Annotated in this window: 20 protein-coding genes; 16 read left to right on the top strand and 4 right to left on the bottom strand. The window is 35.5% G+C overall.

The genetic code is table 11. The features are described from left to right. Positions 1 to 29: 29 nt before the first annotated feature. From radA to PLA12_03595, 13 genes are all read left to right on the top strand, one after another. Positions 30 to 1,412, top strand: coding sequence for a DNA repair protein RadA (gene radA, locus PLA12_03535; GenBank protein ID HOQ31566.1), 1,383 nt, complete (start codon positions 30 to 32; stop codon positions 1,410 to 1,412). Then, positions 1,405 to 2,481, top strand: coding sequence for a DNA integrity scanning diadenylate cyclase DisA (disA, locus tag PLA12_03540; GenBank protein ID HOQ31567.1), 1,077 nt, complete (start codon positions 1,405 to 1,407; stop codon positions 2,479 to 2,481). Before radA ends, disA begins: the two co-directional genes overlap by 8 nt. Before the next feature lies 1 nt (position 2,482). Continuing rightward, positions 2,483 to 3,283 (top strand): dihydroorotate dehydrogenase electron transfer subunit, encoded by an 801-nt coding sequence (locus tag PLA12_03545; protein HOQ31568.1) that lies wholly within the window; start codon positions 2,483 to 2,485, stop codon positions 3,281 to 3,283. 9 nt (positions 3,284 to 3,292) lie between these two features. Then, positions 3,293 to 4,219 carry a dihydroorotate dehydrogenase gene (locus tag PLA12_03550; protein HOQ31569.1) on the top strand — a complete coding sequence of 309 codons (927 nt, stop codon included), beginning with the start codon at positions 3,293 to 3,295 and terminating at the stop codon, positions 4,217 to 4,219. 15 nt (positions 4,220 to 4,234) lie between these two features. Beyond that, entirely contained in the window at positions 4,235 to 4,930 is a 696-nt protein-coding gene (gene pyrF, locus PLA12_03555) for an orotidine-5'-phosphate decarboxylase (protein ID HOQ31570.1), read from the top strand. Next, positions 4,920 to 5,498: an orotate phosphoribosyltransferase gene (gene pyrE / locus PLA12_03560; protein ID HOQ31571.1), complete on the top strand. Its 579-nt coding sequence runs from the start codon at positions 4,920 to 4,922 to the stop codon at positions 5,496 to 5,498. The genes pyrF and pyrE overlap by 11 nt, the downstream gene beginning before the upstream one ends. A 28-nt stretch (positions 5,499 to 5,526) precedes the next feature. Continuing rightward, a complete protein-coding gene (locus PLA12_03565; GenBank protein HOQ31572.1) occupies positions 5,527 to 6,822 on the top strand; it encodes a hypothetical protein in 1,296 nt (431 codons plus the stop codon). A gap of 117 nt (positions 6,823 to 6,939) precedes the next feature. Further along, positions 6,940 to 8,298: a hypothetical protein gene (locus tag PLA12_03570; GenBank protein ID HOQ31573.1), complete on the top strand. Its 1,359-nt coding sequence runs from the start codon at positions 6,940 to 6,942 to the stop codon at positions 8,296 to 8,298. Continuing rightward, positions 8,295 to 8,570, top strand: a complete 276-nt coding sequence (locus PLA12_03575; GenBank protein ID HOQ31574.1) for an acylphosphatase — start codon at positions 8,295 to 8,297, stop codon at positions 8,568 to 8,570. Before PLA12_03570 ends, PLA12_03575 begins: the two co-directional genes overlap by 4 nt. 26 nt (positions 8,571 to 8,596) lie before the next feature. Beyond that, positions 8,597 to 9,331 (top strand): hypothetical protein, encoded by a 735-nt coding sequence (locus PLA12_03580; GenBank protein ID HOQ31575.1) that lies wholly within the window; start codon positions 8,597 to 8,599, stop codon positions 9,329 to 9,331. Between the two features lie 110 nt (positions 9,332 to 9,441). After that, positions 9,442 to 10,344: a sugar phosphate isomerase/epimerase gene (locus PLA12_03585; GenBank protein HOQ31576.1), complete on the top strand. Its 903-nt coding sequence runs from the start codon at positions 9,442 to 9,444 to the stop codon at positions 10,342 to 10,344. 93 nt (positions 10,345 to 10,437) lie between these two features. Further along, positions 10,438 to 11,556, top strand: a complete 1,119-nt coding sequence (locus tag PLA12_03590) for a sialidase family protein (protein HOQ31577.1) — start codon at positions 10,438 to 10,440, stop codon at positions 11,554 to 11,556. An 11-nt stretch (positions 11,557 to 11,567) separates the two neighbouring features. Next, complete coding sequence (locus PLA12_03595; protein ID HOQ31578.1) at positions 11,568 to 12,542, top strand: aldo/keto reductase; 975 nt, start codon at positions 11,568 to 11,570, stop codon at positions 12,540 to 12,542. A gap of 8 nt (positions 12,543 to 12,550) precedes the next feature. Here PLA12_03595 and PLA12_03600 read toward each other — a convergent pair whose 3' ends face one another. Beyond that, entirely contained in the window at positions 12,551 to 12,940 is a 390-nt protein-coding gene (locus PLA12_03600; GenBank protein ID HOQ31579.1) for a hypothetical protein, read from the bottom strand. An 88-nt stretch (positions 12,941 to 13,028) separates the two neighbouring features. Between PLA12_03600 and PLA12_03605 the strand changes: the two genes are divergently transcribed. After that, positions 13,029 to 13,739, top strand: coding sequence for a glycosyltransferase family 2 protein (locus PLA12_03605; protein HOQ31580.1), 711 nt, complete (start codon positions 13,029 to 13,031; stop codon positions 13,737 to 13,739). Between the two features lie 6 nt (positions 13,740 to 13,745). Here PLA12_03605 and PLA12_03610 read toward each other — a convergent pair whose 3' ends face one another. Then, on the bottom strand, positions 13,746 to 14,627 hold the full coding sequence (locus tag PLA12_03610; GenBank protein ID HOQ31581.1) for an alpha/beta hydrolase: 882 nt from the start codon (positions 14,625 to 14,627) through the stop codon (positions 13,746 to 13,748). Between the two features lie 12 nt (positions 14,628 to 14,639). Then, a complete protein-coding gene (locus PLA12_03615; protein ID HOQ31582.1) occupies positions 14,640 to 15,554 on the bottom strand; it encodes an alpha/beta hydrolase in 915 nt (304 codons plus the stop codon). Positions 15,555 to 15,620: 66 nt separating this feature from the next. Here PLA12_03615 and PLA12_03620 point away from each other — a divergent pair, with 66 nt between their 5' ends. Together PLA12_03620 and PLA12_03625 are read left to right on the top strand one after the other, a co-directional pair. After that, entirely contained in the window at positions 15,621 to 16,496 is an 876-nt protein-coding gene (locus PLA12_03620) for a DMT family transporter (GenBank protein ID HOQ31583.1), read from the top strand. Between the two features lie 23 nt (positions 16,497 to 16,519). Further along, complete coding sequence (locus PLA12_03625; protein ID HOQ31584.1) at positions 16,520 to 17,365, top strand: metallophosphoesterase; 846 nt, start codon at positions 16,520 to 16,522, stop codon at positions 17,363 to 17,365. 9 nt (positions 17,366 to 17,374) lie between these two features. Here the strand turns inward: PLA12_03625 and PLA12_03630 are convergent, their stop codons facing one another. Then, a complete protein-coding gene (locus PLA12_03630) occupies positions 17,375 to 18,328 on the bottom strand; it encodes a DUF1559 domain-containing protein (GenBank protein HOQ31585.1) in 954 nt (317 codons plus the stop codon). Between the last annotated feature and the right edge of the window lie 41 nt (positions 18,329 to 18,369).

Consider the following 18,369-nt stretch of genomic DNA (forward strand, 5'->3'; position numbering starts at 1 on the left):
ATAAATCAGAACAATAAGATTTTACAACGATGGCACACGAGAAAAAAATTTATGAATGTTCGGAATGTGGTTTTGAATCCCCAAAATGGCTTGGTAAATGTCCTCAATGTGAATCCTGGAATCCTTTTTTAGAAAAAATTACTAAAAATCTTACAAAGAACAAACAAAAGAAGATAGAAATTCAGCCTGTTTCTATTTTTGAAAAGAACCATCTTGAAGAACAATCAAAAAGGATACTTACAAGAATAAAAGAATTTGACCGAGTTGTCGGAGGAGGAATTATTCAAGGGGCTGTAATATTGATTAGCGGAGAACCCGGTATAGGAAAGTCTACATTAGTAATACAGGTGGCGGGTTTGTGGGCAAAAAATAATGGGGCTGTATTATATGTTCATGGTGAAGAATCCTTTCATCAGGTAAAAGAGCGGGCACAAAGAGTGAATGCAGTCCATCAAAATTTATTTATGTTCCCATCAACAGATATGACCGATATTCTTTCAAGCATAGACACAAATCAGTATTCCTTAGTCATTATTGATTCCATTCAAAGTATTAGCAATCCAGAAGTAGATTCCTTACCTGGAAGTATTACGCAGGTTCGGGAATGCACTTATGAATTAGTCCAGAAAGCAAAACAATTAAATATTCCAATGATTATCATTGGACATATTACCAAAGAAGGTTATATTGCCGGTCCTAAAGTTTTAGAACATATTGTAGATACGGTTCTTTATTTTGAGGGGGAAGGGAAACATTCTTTAAGGGTCTTACGGGCAATAAAAAACCGATTTGGTTCAACCCATGAAATTGGTGTATTTGAAATGTGTTGCGAAGGATTAAAAGAAATAGCCGACCCCAGTGCTATTTTTTTACAAGAAAGGCCTTTAGGGGTGAGTGGTTCTATTGTGTTTCCTATGGTAGGAGGTTCCCGTCCTTTGCTGGTAGAAATTCAGTCCCTGGTTGGAAAAAGTCGAATTCCTCAACCCCGTCGAGGTGTCATGGGCTTAAATAGTCAAAGGGTATCTTTGTTAGTTGCTATTCTTGAGAAAAAGGCAGGTATATATCTTTCCGATAGGGATATCTTTGTTAATGTTGCAGGTGGAGTGTTTGTTGACGAAACTGCGGTTGACCTACCTGTCATAATTTCTATGCTGTCCAGTTTTTTGGATATTCCTCTTGCTTCGGATTGGATTGCTTTTGGAGAGGTAGGCTTATCTGGGGAAATTCGTCGAGTAAATGGGGCAAGAATTCGACTTAATGAAATTGCAAAATTCGGTTTTAAAACCTGTATAATTCCAAGAATAGAACCATCAGATATTCCTGATAAAGCAGAAAGTTTACAAATTATCTCTTTGGAAAATATAAAAAAATTAAATCAATTGTTTGAAAATCGGGAGAAATCTCATGAGTAATATTCCAGATACAGATGAACTATTTAAAAAAGCATTACAAATGGTTGCCCCGGGAAGTCGAATTCGAGAGGCTCTATCGGCGATTATTCAAAGTGGGATGGGTGCTTTGCTCTGTTTTGGGGAACCCCGCAAACTATCTCAACTTTCTGAAGGGGGGGTAGAATTAAATGAAGAATTAAAACCCCAGTTAATTTACGAACTCTCAAAAATGGATGGGGCTATTATTCTTAATGCAGATGGAACCGAAATTTTATATGCAAATCGTTTCTTAAAACCAAATGCAAAAATTCCTTCCGATGAGACAGGAACACGACATCGTGTTGCACAACGCATGGCTCAACAAGCACATTGTATTGTGGTAGCCGTATCTCAAAGGCGTTCTTCAGTTACTATTTATGTTAATGACCGAAAACATGTATTGGCTACTTTACCTACCCTGTTAAGTCGTGCAATGCAGTCTTTGCAAACGATTGAAAGATTTTTAGTAACAATGAATCAATCCCTTCAGGATTTAACTCTTCGAGAATTCCAAGATGTCGTGACAATTTTTGATGTGTGTAAAACGATACAAAGAACTCAAGTCGTATTACGACTTGCCGATGAATTACATCCCATTATTCTTGAATTAGGAACCGAAGGTAGATTAATTCAAATGCAACTTAAAGAATTACTCATTCCTATTCCTGAAGCGGAATTGGTGTTAAAAGATTACTACCGCGAACGTCCTGGTATAGATTATAATACTCTTCTTGAAAAGCTACATGCTCTAACACAAGATGAATTGCTTGATTTAGGGAATATAAGTCAAATATTAGGATATGGCTCAAACCTTCGTTCTATAGATACATATTTAACTCCTCGTGGGTATCGGATTTTGACAATGACACACCGATTACCATCAGCATTAATCGAAAATTTAGTGGCAAAATTTGGTGGAATTAAACAAATACTTCACGCTTCCAAAGAGGATTTAATGGAAGTAGAAGGAGTTGGAGATGTTTTGGCAGAACGAATTCGGAGCAGTTTGAATTTATTGCGTAGTCAAATGGGGTTGGAATTTCGGAGGTAATATGAATAAACTTCATGAATGTCTTATAACTTTACATAATCTCGTAGCACCCAATCATTACAGAATGGTATTGCAAAGCAAAGAAATGGCTATGCAATCATTACCCGGTCAATTCGTTATGTTAGAAGTTTCCCAGGGATACTACCCTTTTTTACGCAGACCTATGTCTATAGAACGGATTTTTTCAGATGGTGTCTCTATTCTTTACAAAGTATGTGGTGAAGGGACAAAAATTTTATCCACATTATCCGTAGGCGAAAAAATTAATGTTCAGGGTCCGTTAGGAAATTCTTTTCCTATTCCGAAAGAATATTCCCACTATCTTATTGTTGCAGGGGGTATAGGAGTAGCCCCTTTCCCTGCATTAGTAGAGGGAATATTAAAGGTTCGGGGAATTGCTCCGGAAATTATTTTAGCAGGGAAGGATTTCCATCATCTTTTGTGCGAAAAAGATTTTCGACAGATGGGATGCAAAATACATCTTGTAACTGAAGATGGAAGTGCCGGAGACAAAGGACTTGCAACAGATGTCCTTGAAACACTCAATCTGCCAGATTCCACCATTGTATACACATGTGGTCCTCTACCAATGATTAAGAATGTTCATAAGATTTGTGAGCAAAAAAAGTGGCTTTGCTACGCCTCTTTAGAGGCAGAAATGGCTTGTGGAGAAGGTGTCTGTTTAGGATGTGTTCTTCCCGCAAAGATGGAAGTTGAAAACGAAATGATGGCTCGTGTCTGTAGAGAAGGACCCGTGTTTGATACACAGGTAATTCTCTGGGATAAAATTGGAGAAAAATGAAATATGGATATAAACCTAAATGTATCTATAGGAAATCTTATACTAAAAAATCCCATAACTGTGGCTTCAGGGACTTTCGGTTATGGAGAAGAATATTCCGAATATTTTGATATATCTGAATTGGGTGCTGTGACCATAAAGAGCCTTACTTTACAACCTCGTTTGGGCAATATCCCTCCCCGTATTGTTGAAACCCCTGCTGGAATGTTAAATGCAATAGGACTTCAAAATGTTGGAATTGACACTTATTTAAAAAGCAAACTCCCATTTTTACGAGAAAAAAAATGCACCAATATTGCCAATATTTATGGGACTTCTATTGATGAATATGTTAAATTGGCAGAACGCCTTGAGAAAGAGGGTGGTGCTGATGCTATAGAAATGAATTTATCATGTCCAAATGTCCATGATGCTAAAAATAAATTTAAATGTCCTCTTATTGCACAATCTCCCGAATGGGTAGAAAAATATACTCTTGCAGTCCGTTCCAGTGTAAAGTTACCGTTAATTGTTAAACTCTCCCCAAATATCACGGATATTACAGAACCTGCTTTATCGGCAGAGAGAGGTGGGGCAGATGCTATTTCTATCATCAATACATTACTTGGAATGGCAATAAATCCTGAAACAAGAAAACCCAAATTAAAGAATGTCGTTGGGGGGCTTAGCGGTCCTGCAATTCGTCCTGTTGCCTTAAAAATGGTATGGGATGTAAGTAGAACAGTAAAAATTCCTGTAATAGGGATGGGTGGAATTTGCACTGCTTCAGATGCTTTGGAATTTCTTATCGCAGGAGCAAGAATGGTCGCAATAGGTTCTTATTTATTCCGTGACCCGTTGGCTCCCATTCGTATTATACAGGGTTTGCGAGAATACTGTCTTAATAACGGTATAGATGATATTAACAAACTTATTGGTTCTGTGATTATTGAATAGGTAGAAAGCAGGTATATGTCAGAAAAAATTATTATAGGATTAGATATTGATACAATAGACGAAGTTAAGAAAATCCTTGAATTATGTCCAAACTGTGTATGGTTTAAAGTAGGTAGCCAGTTATTTACTCGATGTGGTCCTCAGGTAATTTCCTTACTTAAAGAAAAAAATAAAAAGATTTTTCTTGACTTAAAATATCATGATATTCCGAATACGGTAAAAAATGCAGTAAATTCAGCAAAAAGTCTTGAAGTAGATATGTTAACAGTCCATGCATTAGGCGGAAATAAAATGATAAGATACGCAAGAGAAACAGTGGAAGGGAGCCCAACGAAGATTATTGCTGTAACTGTTTTAACAAGCCATACAGAAGAAGAAATACAAAAAGAATTGGGAATTAAATGGAAATTAGAAGACACTGTATTTAATTATGCCAATATGGCTCTTTCTTCAGGGGCTCATGGAATTGTATGTTCACCTATGGAAATATCACTTTTAAGAAAGAAATTAGGTGTAGAGTTTTTATTAATTACGCCGGGTGTTCGTCCTGTATGGGCTTCAGACACTCATGACCAGGTAAGAGTTATGACCCCATCCGAGGCAATTTCTCGGGGTGCTAATATGTTAGTTCTTTCCCGTCCTATATTAAAAGCCGAAAACCCCCGTTTAGCATTTGAGCGTATTGTGAAGGAAATTGAAAATGAAAAATGAAGAAGTTTTAGACTTATTTGTTCGCCATAAAGCCTTACTTGATGGACATTTTGTTTATGCCAGTGGAAGACATGGAAATCAGTTCTTGCAATTTGCCCGTATATTGCAATACCCCAAAGTTGTAGAAAAATTATGTTATGAATTATCTCAATATTTCAAGAATTTACAAATTGATTTAGTTACAGGTCCTGCTACGGGTGGTATCATTTTGGCACATGAGGTAGCCAAACATCTGGATTGTCATTCCGCATTTCTTGAAAAAGAGCCAGAAGGGGGTATGGCTATGAAAAGGGGGTTTAAGTTGGTCAAAGGTTGGAAGGTAATCGTTGTGGAAGATATTACAACAACAGGTGGTTCTGTGAAGAAATGTATAAAACATTTGCAGGAAAGGGGTGCTAATGTTGTTGGTGTGGGTTGTATTGTAAATAGAAATCCAGGGAATGTTTCGTTCGATGTGCCATTTTATTCTTTAGCAGAAATCCATTTAGCGAGTTGGTTACCGGAAGAATGTGAACTATGTAAAAAAGGAGAACCTATTACAGAGCCCGATAATATACTTCTTCATTGATTTCTATATAACTTCATTGGGGGTGTCTATGAAGGAAAAAGAAGTTCCTCAACAATACTACAACACAAAAATGATAACACGATTAACCGTGCTGGGAGGGAGTAGCGTTTATATCCCTGTTTTCTTGTCAGCCCTGATGCAGAATAATGTTCGGATTAAAGAAATAGTTTTAGTAGGTAAAAATTCAGAAAAACTAAATATCGTAACATCTTTTTGTAAAAGAATGGTCGATAATATCGGATATCCGGTGCAGATTAAAGAAACCACTTCGATAGAAAATGGAATAGAAGGGGCTCAAATTATTCTTAGTCATATCCGTGTAGGTGGATTTCTTGCCAGAATTGATTATGAAAAAAGACCTGTAAACTATGATTTAATTGGAGATGAAAGTTTTGGAGCGGGAAGCTTTCTAAATGCTTTTTACACAATACCTGTGATGCTCGAAATAGGTAAAAAGATATCTTCCATAAACCCAACAGCCCATTTAATAAATATGACCAATCCGATGGGACTTGTCGTAGAGACGCTGACGCGGTTTGCAGGATTAAATCATGTTATTGGTATTTGTGAAACCTCTACTTCTTATAAAAGAATTATTTCTCAATTATTCAATATCTCGGAAAAACATATCCGCATTCAATATATAGGGCTTTATCATTTGGGTGCTATTTGCGATGTATATCTAAATGGTAAAAGCATTATGATAGAACTTATTGATAAGTTGGAAAAGGAAAATATTCCTTTGTTTAATAAAGAACTTATCTCCACTTTTAACATTATACCTTCCAGAGCATTAAACATATTTTTAAGAAAAAGTGATTATTTGAAAGAACAAAAGAAGAAATCACAATTTCGTTCGGAATTCCTTTATGAGCATGAATCGAAAATATTGAGTATTTATAAAGACCCGAGAATAACGACAATCCCTGATGTTGTATATGAACGAAATCCATCGTGGTATGATGAAATCATTATTCCTCTTATTTGCGCTTTACAAAGAAAGAATCCGGAAGAACATATTGTTTGTATTCCGAATAAAGATTATTTATCGGAATTTCCTTTTGATACTTCCGTTGAAATACCTTGTGAAATAAACAATAAAGGGTTAAAACCTTGCATCCATACCAAATTACCAGAAGTTTTCCGAGGTTTACTTCTAACCGCTAAAGAAAGTGACCGGCTTATAATAGAATCTATTGTCAATAAATCATATAACTATGCTTTGAAAGCCCTCACTATTAACCCTTTTGTAGATTCCTTTGATAAAGCAAAGTTATTCTTAGATGAATTTATCCAATCAAAAAAGATAAAATGGTTTAAATAAAAATATAAATTACCTTTTTATATAACGATTAAAATATAGGTGTGTTCCTTGTTTATGGGATATTGAATGTGTATTATGGTTATAATATTTTTAGATGTAACCAAAGAAAGGAATGTTATGGATAAGATAAAGGACTTAAAAGCAATGATGTCTGTAATGCTGTTTATAGTTTTACACGCTGTATTTCTATCAATTTTTGCTGATGAAATCAAAATAACGGGAGGAAAATCCTTAAATGAACTATTAAATTCAAACAATTTAGTTACTGTAATCATAAAAGATTCAGGAGCAAAGGATGTAAATCTTCAACTTGTGGAAATACATGACCAATATCTTGCTTTTGAGACAGAAAAAGAAGATAGAGTTACTTATCGTTTAGACCAGATTGCTGAGATTATAGTACAATCAGAAAAGAAAGAAAGACCATCCATACAACTTTCACCAGGTGTAACACTTAGAACAGAAGACAAAGTAACGGTAGAAAGGGCATGGAGTAGATTGGATGAAATATTTAAATCTTCCGAAGGAAACCAGGACCTGAAAGTAGAATGTGCTGTCTTATTAGTATTGCACGGTTCTCAAGAAGCGATGGAATATTTGCAAAAATTACTCTCTTCAAATGAGATAACAACACAGTTGGTCTCTGCAAGGGGTATGTATTTATCGGAAAATCAAGTTCCTACGGCATTACTGCGGAGCGGATTAGAACATGGAAACAGGTCGGTTCGAATTCAATCGGCTATTTTAAGTGGGTTGGTAGGTTATCGTGATGGAATACCATCGTTAATGAATATGTTACAAGACCGTTCGGGTGAAATCAGTGGACCTTCTGCACGAGCATTGTCTTATTTGGGTGTTCGCGAAATTATTCCAAAACTTTTAGAAATGCTTATATCACAAAACGGGGAAAAATCTGAATCGGCAGTTTATGCTCTTGTTACACTTGGAGGTGATGATATTCGAGAACAATTACTACAACTTCTTCCAAGATTGGAAGGTATGGCAAAGTATAGAACTATAAAAGCACTGTTCTATCTTAAAGAACCTCAGGGTAAATCTCTTCTGTCTCAACTGTATGAAGAACAGGTAACACTCCGTCCCGAAATTGCTCTTATTCTGGCAAAAGAACAAGAATGGAAAGCCCAGCAATTTTTAAGAGCCCGCCTAACTCGAAGAGAAAATCCTACTGATATAAATCTCATTTATCGTGCGAAAGCAATTACCGCCTTATATCAAGGTGGAGACCCTACAGTTTTACCTCAATATCAGGAATTAATGAGGGAGGGAAGTCCCGTCGTCAGGAAAGAAATCTGTTATCTTATTTTTAAATTAGGGGATAAGAATTTGTTAAAAATATTACCTTCATCTATAGAAAGTAGAGATACGGAAGTTGCTTTTGAAGCCTGTCGTGCTGCTGTGGGTGTTACTTTACCCAAATACCGTGAAAGATACATTAAATTAAAAGGAGAACTGTGAAATCCAGAGTTCACATTGTAATTTATGGTATTGTTCAAGGAGTTGGGTATAGATACTCGACTTATCGAAAGGCTTTACAATTAGGTATTACGGGTTGGGTCCGTAATAAAAGTGATGGTAGTGTAGAAGCCGTTTTTGAAGGTGCTCGTGAGAAATTAGAAGAAATGCTTTCATGGTGCCGAGAAGGTCCCTCAGGTGCCTATGTCTCTGAAATTAAAGTCCAATGGGAAGAAGGCGATGAAAGATATAATAATTTTGAAATACGCTATTAAAAATTGAAAAGATTAAGGTCTGTTAAATGTCTGAAGACAAGAAAAGCATATTGGAAAAAATAAATAATGAAATAACAAAACTAAAAAGTTTTATAGAAAAAGACCAGGAAGCGATAAAAAAAATTAATGAGTTACTCAGTAAGGCAGACCAGCGACTCAGGGAAGAGACAGAAAATTATGACCGTTGGATGAGTGTTATCGAAAATTTAGAAAATTCACTGATAGAAACACGAGGAATACTTCAGGGAAGAATTGTTAATCTTCAGAAATTACAAAAAGAATACCAGGAACTTCTTATATCTTCTAAACCGGAGGAACCGGTACTTCCGGATATCCCACTTACAAAAGAGGAACAAGAACTTATTAGCGAGAAGGAAATCAAAGATAACAAATTAGCAGAGTTAGTTCTCGAAACTACTGCAGAAAAATGGGGAGAAGTGAGTTTAGGTGACTTATCGCAGATAATTCTAAGTATGAAATCTTCTTCTGAAGGAGAGGTAGAAAAAAAGACAGAAGAAGATATAGAAAACACAATCAGGTCCGAACCTGTGTATTTACAACTAAGAAATTTGCTTGTTTCTGGCTTAAATAAAGTGTGGAATAATAAAATAGAAATGCTTACTCCTCAGGAAAAAACAATGATATTAAAAATTTACCAACATCTGGGAAACAAGAAAAATAGGAATACAAAGGAAGATAGGTTGTTTCGTGTTATTTCTGCTGCTGTTAGAATGGCTTCTCAAAAACATCGACCAATATAAAACATAAACTGCAAAATTGATTTTTTACCGATTTTTGAAACATAATAGTCCATCGGTTATTCAAATTAGATACAAATAATTATAAACAATTAATAAGAAAGGGTTCGTATATGCAAAATGTTTTTGGTTTCTCTTTTTTAGTGCCGTTAGTATTGTTAGTGTCCATTATTTTATTAGGGGCAAAAGTTTCCCATGCAGATACTGAATTGTATAAAGGAGGTGCCCCGAACGCAGAAGCCATTGGCTGGAGAATCGGCTGTCAGGCTTATTCTTTCAACCGTTTTACTTTTTTTGAAGCAATTGATAAAGTTTCAACGATTGGACTTCATTATATTGAAGCGTATCCTGGGCAAAAACTATCCAATGAAACCGGTGATGTTAAATTTGATCATAGTCTCTCTCCAGAACTCCAACAGAAAGTGAAAGAAAAGTTAGCCTCTGCAAATGTAAAACTTGTGAACTACGGCGTTGTGGGACTATCTAATGATGAAGCAGAATCTCGCAAAGTGTTTGATTTTGCAAAAGCCATGGGTATTGAGACTATCGTTTCTGAACCTCCTGCCAATGCTATGCCATTAGTAGATAAACTTTCTCAGGAATATGGTATAAAAGTGGCAATACACAATCATCCCAAACCTTCTTTATATTGGGATTATAAAAAGGTTCTGGAAGTTACGAAAGATGTAAGTCTCAATATCGGTTCCTGTGCTGATACGGGACATTGGATGCGTTCCGGTATAAAGCCTCTGGAAGCCATTCAGGCATTAGACAAAAGAATTATTTCATTCCATCTTAAAGATTTAAATGAATTTGGCAAGAGGGATGCACACGATACTATTTGGGGAACAGGGCAGGCAGATATGAAAGCCATTTTAACACATCTCTACCAAAAAGGATTTAAAGGGGTTTTCTCGATTGAATACGAGTACAATTGGGAAAATTCGTTACCTGAAATATCTCAATGTGTAAAATATTTCGATGAAGTTGCCAAGGAATTATCATCTAAAAAGTAAATTTAATTCTCTTATAATATTTATATAGAATGGAGATGGGAATACCATCTCCATTTTTTTGTGTCTATATAGTTAAAAAGAAAGGAAAATACCATGAAATTAGTAGTTAAGTTGATAATAATTATGTTATTGATAATCCCTGTTTTTATTTGGGGAGAAAATAACTCTACCACAGTTTTCCTTTCCGGCGAAGGGGGATACAACACTTATAGAATACCTTCTTTGATTAAAGCACAAGATGGAACTTTGATTGCCTTCTGTGAGGGGAGAAAAGATTCCGTGTCTGATGCCGGAGATATAGACCTTATTTACAAATTTTCTAAAGATAACGGAGATACATGGAGTGATATATTTGTTTTATGGGATGATGGAAAAAATACCTGCGGTAATCCCTGTCCTGTAATAGATAAAAATACAGGAGATATCATTATCCTAATGACATGGAATCGGGGAGATGATAATGAGATAGAAATTATTAATGGTATATCAAAAGATACCCGTCGTGTGTTTATTTCTCGTTCCGTAGATAATGGACAGACATGGTCAAAAGTTGAAGAAATAACAAACTCAACGAAACATCCTGACTGGAGTTGGTATGCTACAGGACCTGGAGTAGGAATACAGATGACGGGAGATAAATATAAAAATAGGCTTATTATTCCTTGTGACCATGCTAACAAAAAGGATAAACAATGGTATTCGCATATTATATATTCAGATGATGGCGGTAAAACATGGGCATATAGCCAACCAATAGGTATTAAGACCAATGAATGTCAGGTCGTCGAAATAACGGATAATAAATTGCTTATTAACATGAGAAATTACAATCGAGAATATCCATGTAGGGCTACTTCTATTAGTGAAGATGGTGGCTTATCATGGTCTAATTTAAGTTATGATTTGGAATTGATTGAACCTGTATGCCAGGCAAGTTTGATTAAACATCAGTCCGAAAATAGAGAATACCTGATTTTTTCTAATCCAGCAGATAAAAAAGAAAGGATAAAGATGACAGTAAAAATAAGTTCTGATTATGGAAAAACATGGAAATATCAAAAATTGTTATATAAAGGCCCCTCTGCATATTCTTCTCTGTATTCAATGAATGAAAAAGAAGTGGGAATTTTATTTGAATGTGGAGAGAAAAATCCCTATGAAAAAATTGTATTCCAGAAAATAGATATTCAAAAGATTCTTGCACAACAATAAAGGAAAAACCAATGGACATAAAACTTCGTCAATTAGGAGAAAGTGATATTCAAATTACACCTTTGGGTTTAGGATGTTGGCAATTTAGTAACAGAATTGGTTTTGCCGGAAAATTCTGGCCCTCCCTGGAAGAAGTCCCAAGCGATGAGATTATAAAGGTAAGTTGGGAAGGGGGTATTAACTGGTTTGATACAGCAGAAATGTATGGATGGGGTGCCTCTGAGAAATGTGTTTCCCAGGGGCTTCAAAAAATAAATGCTCCCATTGAAAGCACAATAATCGCGACAAAGTGGCACCCTGTTGCCCGTAGAGCATCAAGGATGCTTCGTTCTATAGAAGAACAAATACAACGCCTTGCCCCTTATAAAATTTCCCTTTATCAAATTCATTCGCCTACATCCCTATCCTCAATAAAAACAGAAATGGAGGTTATGGCAGATTTGCTAAAAGCAGGCATAATTCGTTCTGCTGGAGTAAGCAACTATTCCGCAAGACAAATGAGAAAGGCCCATGCACATTTAGAAAAATTAGGTTTTCCTCTTGTTTCCAATCAAGTCCATTATAGTTTATTAAACCGTAGAATAGAAAAAAATGGAATATTAAAAACAGCACAAGAATTAGGAATGACGATTATTGCTTATTCCCCATTAGAGCAAGGACTATTGACAGGAAAATTTCATGATAATCCTTCCTTGATAAAAACTCGTGTAGGTTGGCGAAAATATTTTCCACTTTACCGTCCCTCCGGTCTTGAACGAACAAAACCCGTGATAGATACATTAAAAAAGATTGCTGGACGATATGGAGCTACTCCTGCCCAAGTTGCTCTGAATTGGCTCATTCATTTTCATGGGGAGCGTGTTGTTGCCATCCCTGGTGCTACCCGAAAAGAACAAGCACTCCAAAACTTAGGAACATTCAAATTCCATATTTCTGAGGCAGAAATGGATGAAATAGACAAAGTTTCTCGAAAATTTATTGGATGATAGTTAGGTTACTTTTTTACAGAGCCCATAAACAATAGAATCGTCATTGAAAAAAGGATAGCAATAAAATCAGATATCCATGTTTCAACCCTATTAACAGCACAGGAACATCCCCGTTGAAGTTGAGAACCGCAAGTGCTTAATTCTTTTATAGCCAATTGCAATTCTTCTTCTGACAACTGTTGGTTTCCATCTCTATCAAAAGATAAAAAAATTTCTAAATCCAATCCTTCTATTAATCTTTGTGCTTCTTGTAAGGTAATTAGGTCATCTCCATTTGAGTCTATCATATCAAAATTATCATACATCGCATAAGCATAATCAATAGGCTTATCCTTTTCCACAATAATTGGATTGGTAGTAGTAGTTAAAGCAATTATTGAAAATAATGTTATCATAAGCCATTTCCTTTTTTATTTTAATTATAATAGTTAGTATAAATAAAAAGAAAAAATTTAGGTTAATTAAAAAAGAATACAATCCAGAATGTCCCATGAAACAAAAAATAATGTAGCAGTTATTATCCCATGTTATAATGCAGGTAACCGATTAGAAAAAGTCATCAAAGCGGTTACAAAATTTCCATTTGATATTTACATTGTTGATGATGGGTCCACAGATAATTGTATTGCATCTGTATTAAATATGCCTGTGTCTGTTATTTCTTTTCCTGTAAATAAAGGGAAAGGATATGCAATTATGGAAGGCTTAAAGCATGTCTTAAATCTTCCACAATACGAATTAATTTGTTTTATGGATGCCGATGGTCAACACGACCCCGAATTACTGCCTTTGTTCATTGAAGAATGGGAAAATAAGAAAGAAGATATTATAATAGGACAACGCGACCTGAAACCTGAGAAAACGCCTCTTCCCAGTAAATTGGGAAATTACATAACTCAATATCTTCTCCGTATATTGGTAAAGTGTCCTTTATCAGATACACAATGCGGTTTTCGTTTGTATTCCCGTTCCTTTGCTCAGGAGATTGTTAAATCTGTTCCTCCCGGAAGATATGAAACAGAAACATGGATTTTACTATTGGCTTTAAAGGAAAAAAAGAAAATAGGGACTATCCCAATATCGTCCATCTATGAAGAAAAAAACCGCTCTTCCCATTTCCGCAAATTTTATGATTCCTTCCGTATACTTAAAACCATTCTTTATTTTATATTTACAAACCGTTTTGGTAAGTGATAACTTTTATTTTTTATCTTTCAAAAATTCAAGAGCAATATTATAAAATTTTGTTCCTGTCATTGCGGTCATGTGGTCCCTACCTTCTAAATAAACAAATTGAGCATTGCTCAAATATTTTTCCATTTCTATAACGCCTACTTTCAAAGGGTCGTTTGTCCCTACTATTGCGAGAACAGGGACTTGATTATATTTTAATTGCTCTTCAGTGACTGCCATTTCGGGAAACTGTTTCATTACATTAGCCATAGCCCGTGAATCAGAAAGCATATTTAATCCAAAATCAAGTAATTTAATTTTCCATAGGGGAGGCTCTTTCCTATCAGGTTCCAGAGCCTTTGTAAGAGGAGCATAGCCTTTCCCACTTTCAAGAGATTCGACCAACTCCATTAAAATTCGGACATTGTCACCATCTACTTTTTCAAAACCTGCTCCACCTACTACCGCCTTAATTATTCTTTCTGGATACATGGTTACTAATTTTAATGTAGTAAATCCACCCATAGAATAACCCATAATATATGCTTTGGGGATTTTTAGATGGTCCATAAGTCGGATTACATCTTTTGCCATTTCAATACCATAACTACCCGGTTCTGTTGGTTTATCACTCAGTCCATGCCCTCGAAGGTCAAAAGAAATTGTAGTAAAATGTTTTTTAAGTTTACGAATAAGTCCATTCCATCTCCAGTTAATATCCGCATTCACACCATATCCATGTATAAGAATTAACGGGGGACCACTTCCCTCAACACGGTAATGTATCTTACATCCATTAGAATCAAAGAAATTTCCTTGAACCCGATATTTTAGTAAAAATATAATGACACCAAAACCTATTAATATAAGGGCAATCAAAATAAGTAAAATAAAAAACAGAATATTCATAGGTATCCATCCTTATGGTTGTTTGTGGTTTATTAAAAATTTTTCAATAGATTTGACAAATTCTTTTTGAAATAAAGTGGTTAAATGAGTTCCTTTATTTATCCAGACAATTTGGCTATTGGGCAATACATCATTTAATTCAGGGATGGTTTTGCACATGGGGTCTGCTGTTCCCCCAATAAGCAATATGGGAACATTACAATTTTTTAAATCCTCTTCCTTTACTTCTAATTCTGGGGTGCTTTCCAATAAATCTGCTATTACATCCAAATCATTTGTTTTGCGAAAATACCAATTCCCAATAGCAATAGAAATTCGTTCCAATCCTTGTTTCCTCATTCCAACGAGTTCAAATAGAGGAGTGCAATCATTATTATTTCGCATCGCTGTATAAATATTTTCCAGCCTGTTTAAATTTTCCTGTGTAGATTTTTCCCATCCTGCTCCCGCAATTGTTACAGAATAAACTTTTTCAGGATAGCAAGTAGCGAATTTTAGTGCTATAAATCCTCCGAGAGAATATCCAACAATGTGTGCTTTACTTATATTAAGATGTTCCATAATTTTACAAACATCATTAACCAGATGAATGCCATACATTTCTTTCCCATGGGGTTTGTCTGATTTTCCATGTCCCCTTAAATCAAAAGATATGACATAAAAATTTTTAGAAAGCCTGTTCATAATTCCTGGAAACCGCCAATTAAGGTCTGAATTTGCAAGAATACCATGAATTAGAATAACAGGTTGTCCTTCGCCTTTTTCTACATAATGGAGAGAAATATCTTGATTGGTTGTGAATTGTCCCTTTTTCTGATGAAATAGTGCACATCCTGAATGAATTAAAAAACAAGAAATCAAAAGTAATTTAAAGGCCATTTTCAAAAAACCAGAAACATTTTTTGAAAAATACCAATCATAACACATATTATTTTCCTCTTAAATGACCTTATGAAATAAGTAAAGTGTATATTACCATATATCAGAAAAAAGATGAAATTGTTATTCCCATATTTTTATATGTTATGTTCTGCTTTTTGTTTTTCCATTATGGCTGTTTGTGGAAGTGTAATTGGAACCAATCTTTCATGGATTATAGTTGCTTTTTTCCGAATTGCTCCTACATTTATTTTTGTGGGAATAATAGCATTAATTCGTAAAGAAAAAATCCTTGTATTGAATTCACTTTCTTTATGGTTGCGAAGTATTTTAGGTACCATTGCGTTACTCTGTACCTTTTATTCTTTATCTCGAATGAATGCTACTGATGCTGTTACGATTTCTGCCACAACTCCTATCTGGGTTACTCTCATTATGTACATCATATTTTCTGATAAAGTGCCTTCTTTATTCTGGGTATTTGTTATTTCTACTTTTTTAGGTATTTATTTGATAGAAAAACCACAATTTCGAGGGGATTTTATCCCTATCTTTGTGGATTTTTTAGGAGCCATTTGTGCAGGGTCCGCAATGGTAAGTTTAAGTTTTTGTGGATTTATTACCCCTATAACTGTTGTCAGTCATTATAGTGCAGTTGCTTTAATGACAACCTTTTGTATATTCTATCTTTCAAAATCAGATATGCCCGTATTTACAGAAATTCTTGAGAAATATGGAGCATTACTTGTGGTAATAGGGTTAAGTGGAACATTGGGACAGATATTTTTAACATACGCTTATGGAACAGGAAAACCTCAGTGGATTTCAGTTACGGGATTAAGTCAGGTTGTTTTTACCACTTTATTCGAAATTTTCTTTAACAGACTGAAACTTAATTTAGGATTAATTTTAGGTATTATAGTAGTATTAACCTCAATTGCTTGTGTTATTATGATAAAGCATGACAAAAATTTGGCAGAAACTACATAAACTAATATGAAAACTATTGTAGTATGTCAACAATAAAAAATAGTAAAACGAATGGCGAGAAAAAACAAACTATAAAACTCTTATGGGCAACCGATATTCATTTAGACCACCTTTCCCCAGAACAAGGGGCTTCTTTTATTAAAGAGATGGCAGAACAGAAGCCTTCTGTAGCAGTAATTACAGGTGATATATCTACCGCAGAGACTGTGGATAAATGGTTGCTATATATGGATAGAGTTTTTACCTGTCCTGTATATTTTGTTTTAGGAAATCATGATTATTATCATGGTTCTATCGAACAAGTTCGACAAAAGGTGCGACAGATTACGAGATATTCCCAGAGGGTGCGTTGGTTGCCTGAAGTTGGATTGGTTTCACTTACCCCCAATACGGTTCTAATTGGTTGTGATGGATGGGGAGATGCCCGTTTGGGAGATTTTGACCGTTCTGATACAAAAATGAGTGATTACATATTTATTAAAGAACTTGTAGGGTTGGATAGACCCCAAATTAAACAGGTGATTCAATCTTTAGGTAAAGATTCTGCAAATTACATCGCTCGTGCATTACCTGAGGCAATGAACCGTGCCCAATTTATCATCATTGCTACCCATGTGCCTCCTTTTGCAGAAGCCTGTTGGCACCAGGGAAGAAGAGGAGATGCAAAATGGTTACCCAACTACACCTGTGGTGCTATTGGTGAGGTAATCCAAGAAATGGCTGTAAGCAGTATGTATCATCAATTCCTGGTTTTATGTGGACATACACATGGCTTTGCCGATGTTCACATTTTACCCAACCTACATATTAAAGTAGGCGAAGTCGAATATGGTAAGCCTATTGTGCAAGATATTATTACTGTTTATTAAGAGTTCGGTTTAGTGTTCATGAAATGATAGAGCATACGGAATTGCACTTAAACATTCTGCTACATATCGGTTTACGGGGGCTTTCCCTTCGTAGCGAATAAATTCAACATGTCCATCTAAATACAACACATTACAACCACCGGGGATATGATTAAAATAACTTGCTTTATCGCCTATCCCAATAACATCAAACATAATCCATACACTGCTTTGTGCTTGTGCTTTAGTGGCTGGATTATTGATATCGGTAATTAGAAATCTTTCAATACCTTCACGAAGTCTGTAAACGGTATCTCCACCGGCATTGCCATCAGGAGAAAGTCCAGGTATATCCATATCAGCAACGGCATAGTTATGTGCCATAGCCCCTTGCATAGCCGTATAAGCAAGAGCACGCCATAACTGTCTACTTCCTATTTTTGTGGCTTGAAACGGTGCTAAATTTGTAGAAGGGTCATCCAATTCACAACGGTCAAAAACCCAACCTGTATATATGTAACTACTACAACCTAATCGAATACCTGCAGAATGTAATAAACCGCCTGAAGTATTAACACAAGCATAATTTATAGTCCATTCACCTTTAGAATTCTTCAGGTTGTTTACTGAAACCGATGAATTGGATGGGCAAATAAGTATAGATGGGTCTGTTAAATATTCAGGATAAATTGTGGAAATTCGGGGGTTTAACCCATAGACATAATTGTATGTGCCTGTGGGAGTGAGAGTTTCACAATCATAGAGAGGTTCGGAATTGATAAGGATCATTGGAAACCGTTCTCCTTTGGCTTCACTGGAATACATCTTAAAAATCAGTCCCCATTGCTTTAAATTATTTTGGCAACTGGACCTTCGTGCTGCTTCACGAGCCCGTGCTAAAGCCGGCAACAAAATAGCCGCCAAAATTCCAATTATGGCTATAACTACCAGTAATTCAATTAGGGTAAAACCATGTTTTCTCATTATATTACTCCTTATAATTAAACAATGTTAAACTTGTAAAA

This window comes from Candidatus Hydrogenedens sp., assembly GCA_035378955.1.
Classification (GTDB): domain Bacteria; phylum Hydrogenedentota; class Hydrogenedentia; order Hydrogenedentales; family Hydrogenedentaceae; genus Hydrogenedens.

What these genes read in the sequence shown, in the direction of transcription:
- radA (HOQ31566.1), top strand. Translation starts at nt 30, where the DNA reads ATGGCACACGAGAAAAAAATTTATGAATGTTCGGAATGTGGTTTTGAA.
- disA (HOQ31567.1), top strand. Translation starts at nt 1,405, where the DNA reads ATGAGTAATATTCCAGATACAGATGAACTATTTAAAAAAGCATTACAA.
- PLA12_03545 (HOQ31568.1), top strand. Translation starts at nt 2,483, where the DNA reads ATGAATAAACTTCATGAATGTCTTATAACTTTACATAATCTCGTAGCA.
- pyrF (HOQ31570.1), top strand. Translation starts at nt 4,235, where the DNA reads ATGTCAGAAAAAATTATTATAGGATTAGATATTGATACAATAGACGAA.
- pyrE (HOQ31571.1), top strand. Translation starts at nt 4,920, where the DNA reads ATGAAAAATGAAGAAGTTTTAGACTTATTTGTTCGCCATAAAGCCTTA.
- PLA12_03565 (HOQ31572.1), top strand. Translation starts at nt 5,527, where the DNA reads ATGAAGGAAAAAGAAGTTCCTCAACAATACTACAACACAAAAATGATA.
- PLA12_03570 (HOQ31573.1), top strand. Translation starts at nt 6,940, where the DNA reads ATGGATAAGATAAAGGACTTAAAAGCAATGATGTCTGTAATGCTGTTT.
- PLA12_03580 (HOQ31575.1), top strand. Translation starts at nt 8,597, where the DNA reads ATGTCTGAAGACAAGAAAAGCATATTGGAAAAAATAAATAATGAAATA.
- PLA12_03585 (HOQ31576.1), top strand. Translation starts at nt 9,442, where the DNA reads ATGCAAAATGTTTTTGGTTTCTCTTTTTTAGTGCCGTTAGTATTGTTA.
- PLA12_03590 (HOQ31577.1), top strand. Translation starts at nt 10,438, where the DNA reads ATGAAATTAGTAGTTAAGTTGATAATAATTATGTTATTGATAATCCCT.
- PLA12_03595 (HOQ31578.1), top strand. Translation starts at nt 11,568, where the DNA reads ATGGACATAAAACTTCGTCAATTAGGAGAAAGTGATATTCAAATTACA.
- PLA12_03600 (HOQ31579.1), bottom strand. Translation starts at nt 12,940, where the DNA reads ATGATAACATTATTTTCAATAATTGCTTTAACTACTACTACCAATCCA.
- PLA12_03605 (HOQ31580.1), top strand. Translation starts at nt 13,029, where the DNA reads ATGTCCCATGAAACAAAAAATAATGTAGCAGTTATTATCCCATGTTAT.
- PLA12_03610 (HOQ31581.1), bottom strand. Translation starts at nt 14,627, where the DNA reads ATGAATATTCTGTTTTTTATTTTACTTATTTTGATTGCCCTTATATTA.
- PLA12_03615 (HOQ31582.1), bottom strand. Translation starts at nt 15,554, where the DNA reads ATGTGTTATGATTGGTATTTTTCAAAAAATGTTTCTGGTTTTTTGAAA.
- PLA12_03620 (HOQ31583.1), top strand. Translation starts at nt 15,621, where the DNA reads ATGAAATTGTTATTCCCATATTTTTATATGTTATGTTCTGCTTTTTGT.
- PLA12_03625 (HOQ31584.1), top strand. Translation starts at nt 16,520, where the DNA reads ATGTCAACAATAAAAAATAGTAAAACGAATGGCGAGAAAAAACAAACT.
- PLA12_03630 (HOQ31585.1), bottom strand. Translation starts at nt 18,328, where the DNA reads ATGAGAAAACATGGTTTTACCCTAATTGAATTACTGGTAGTTATAGCC.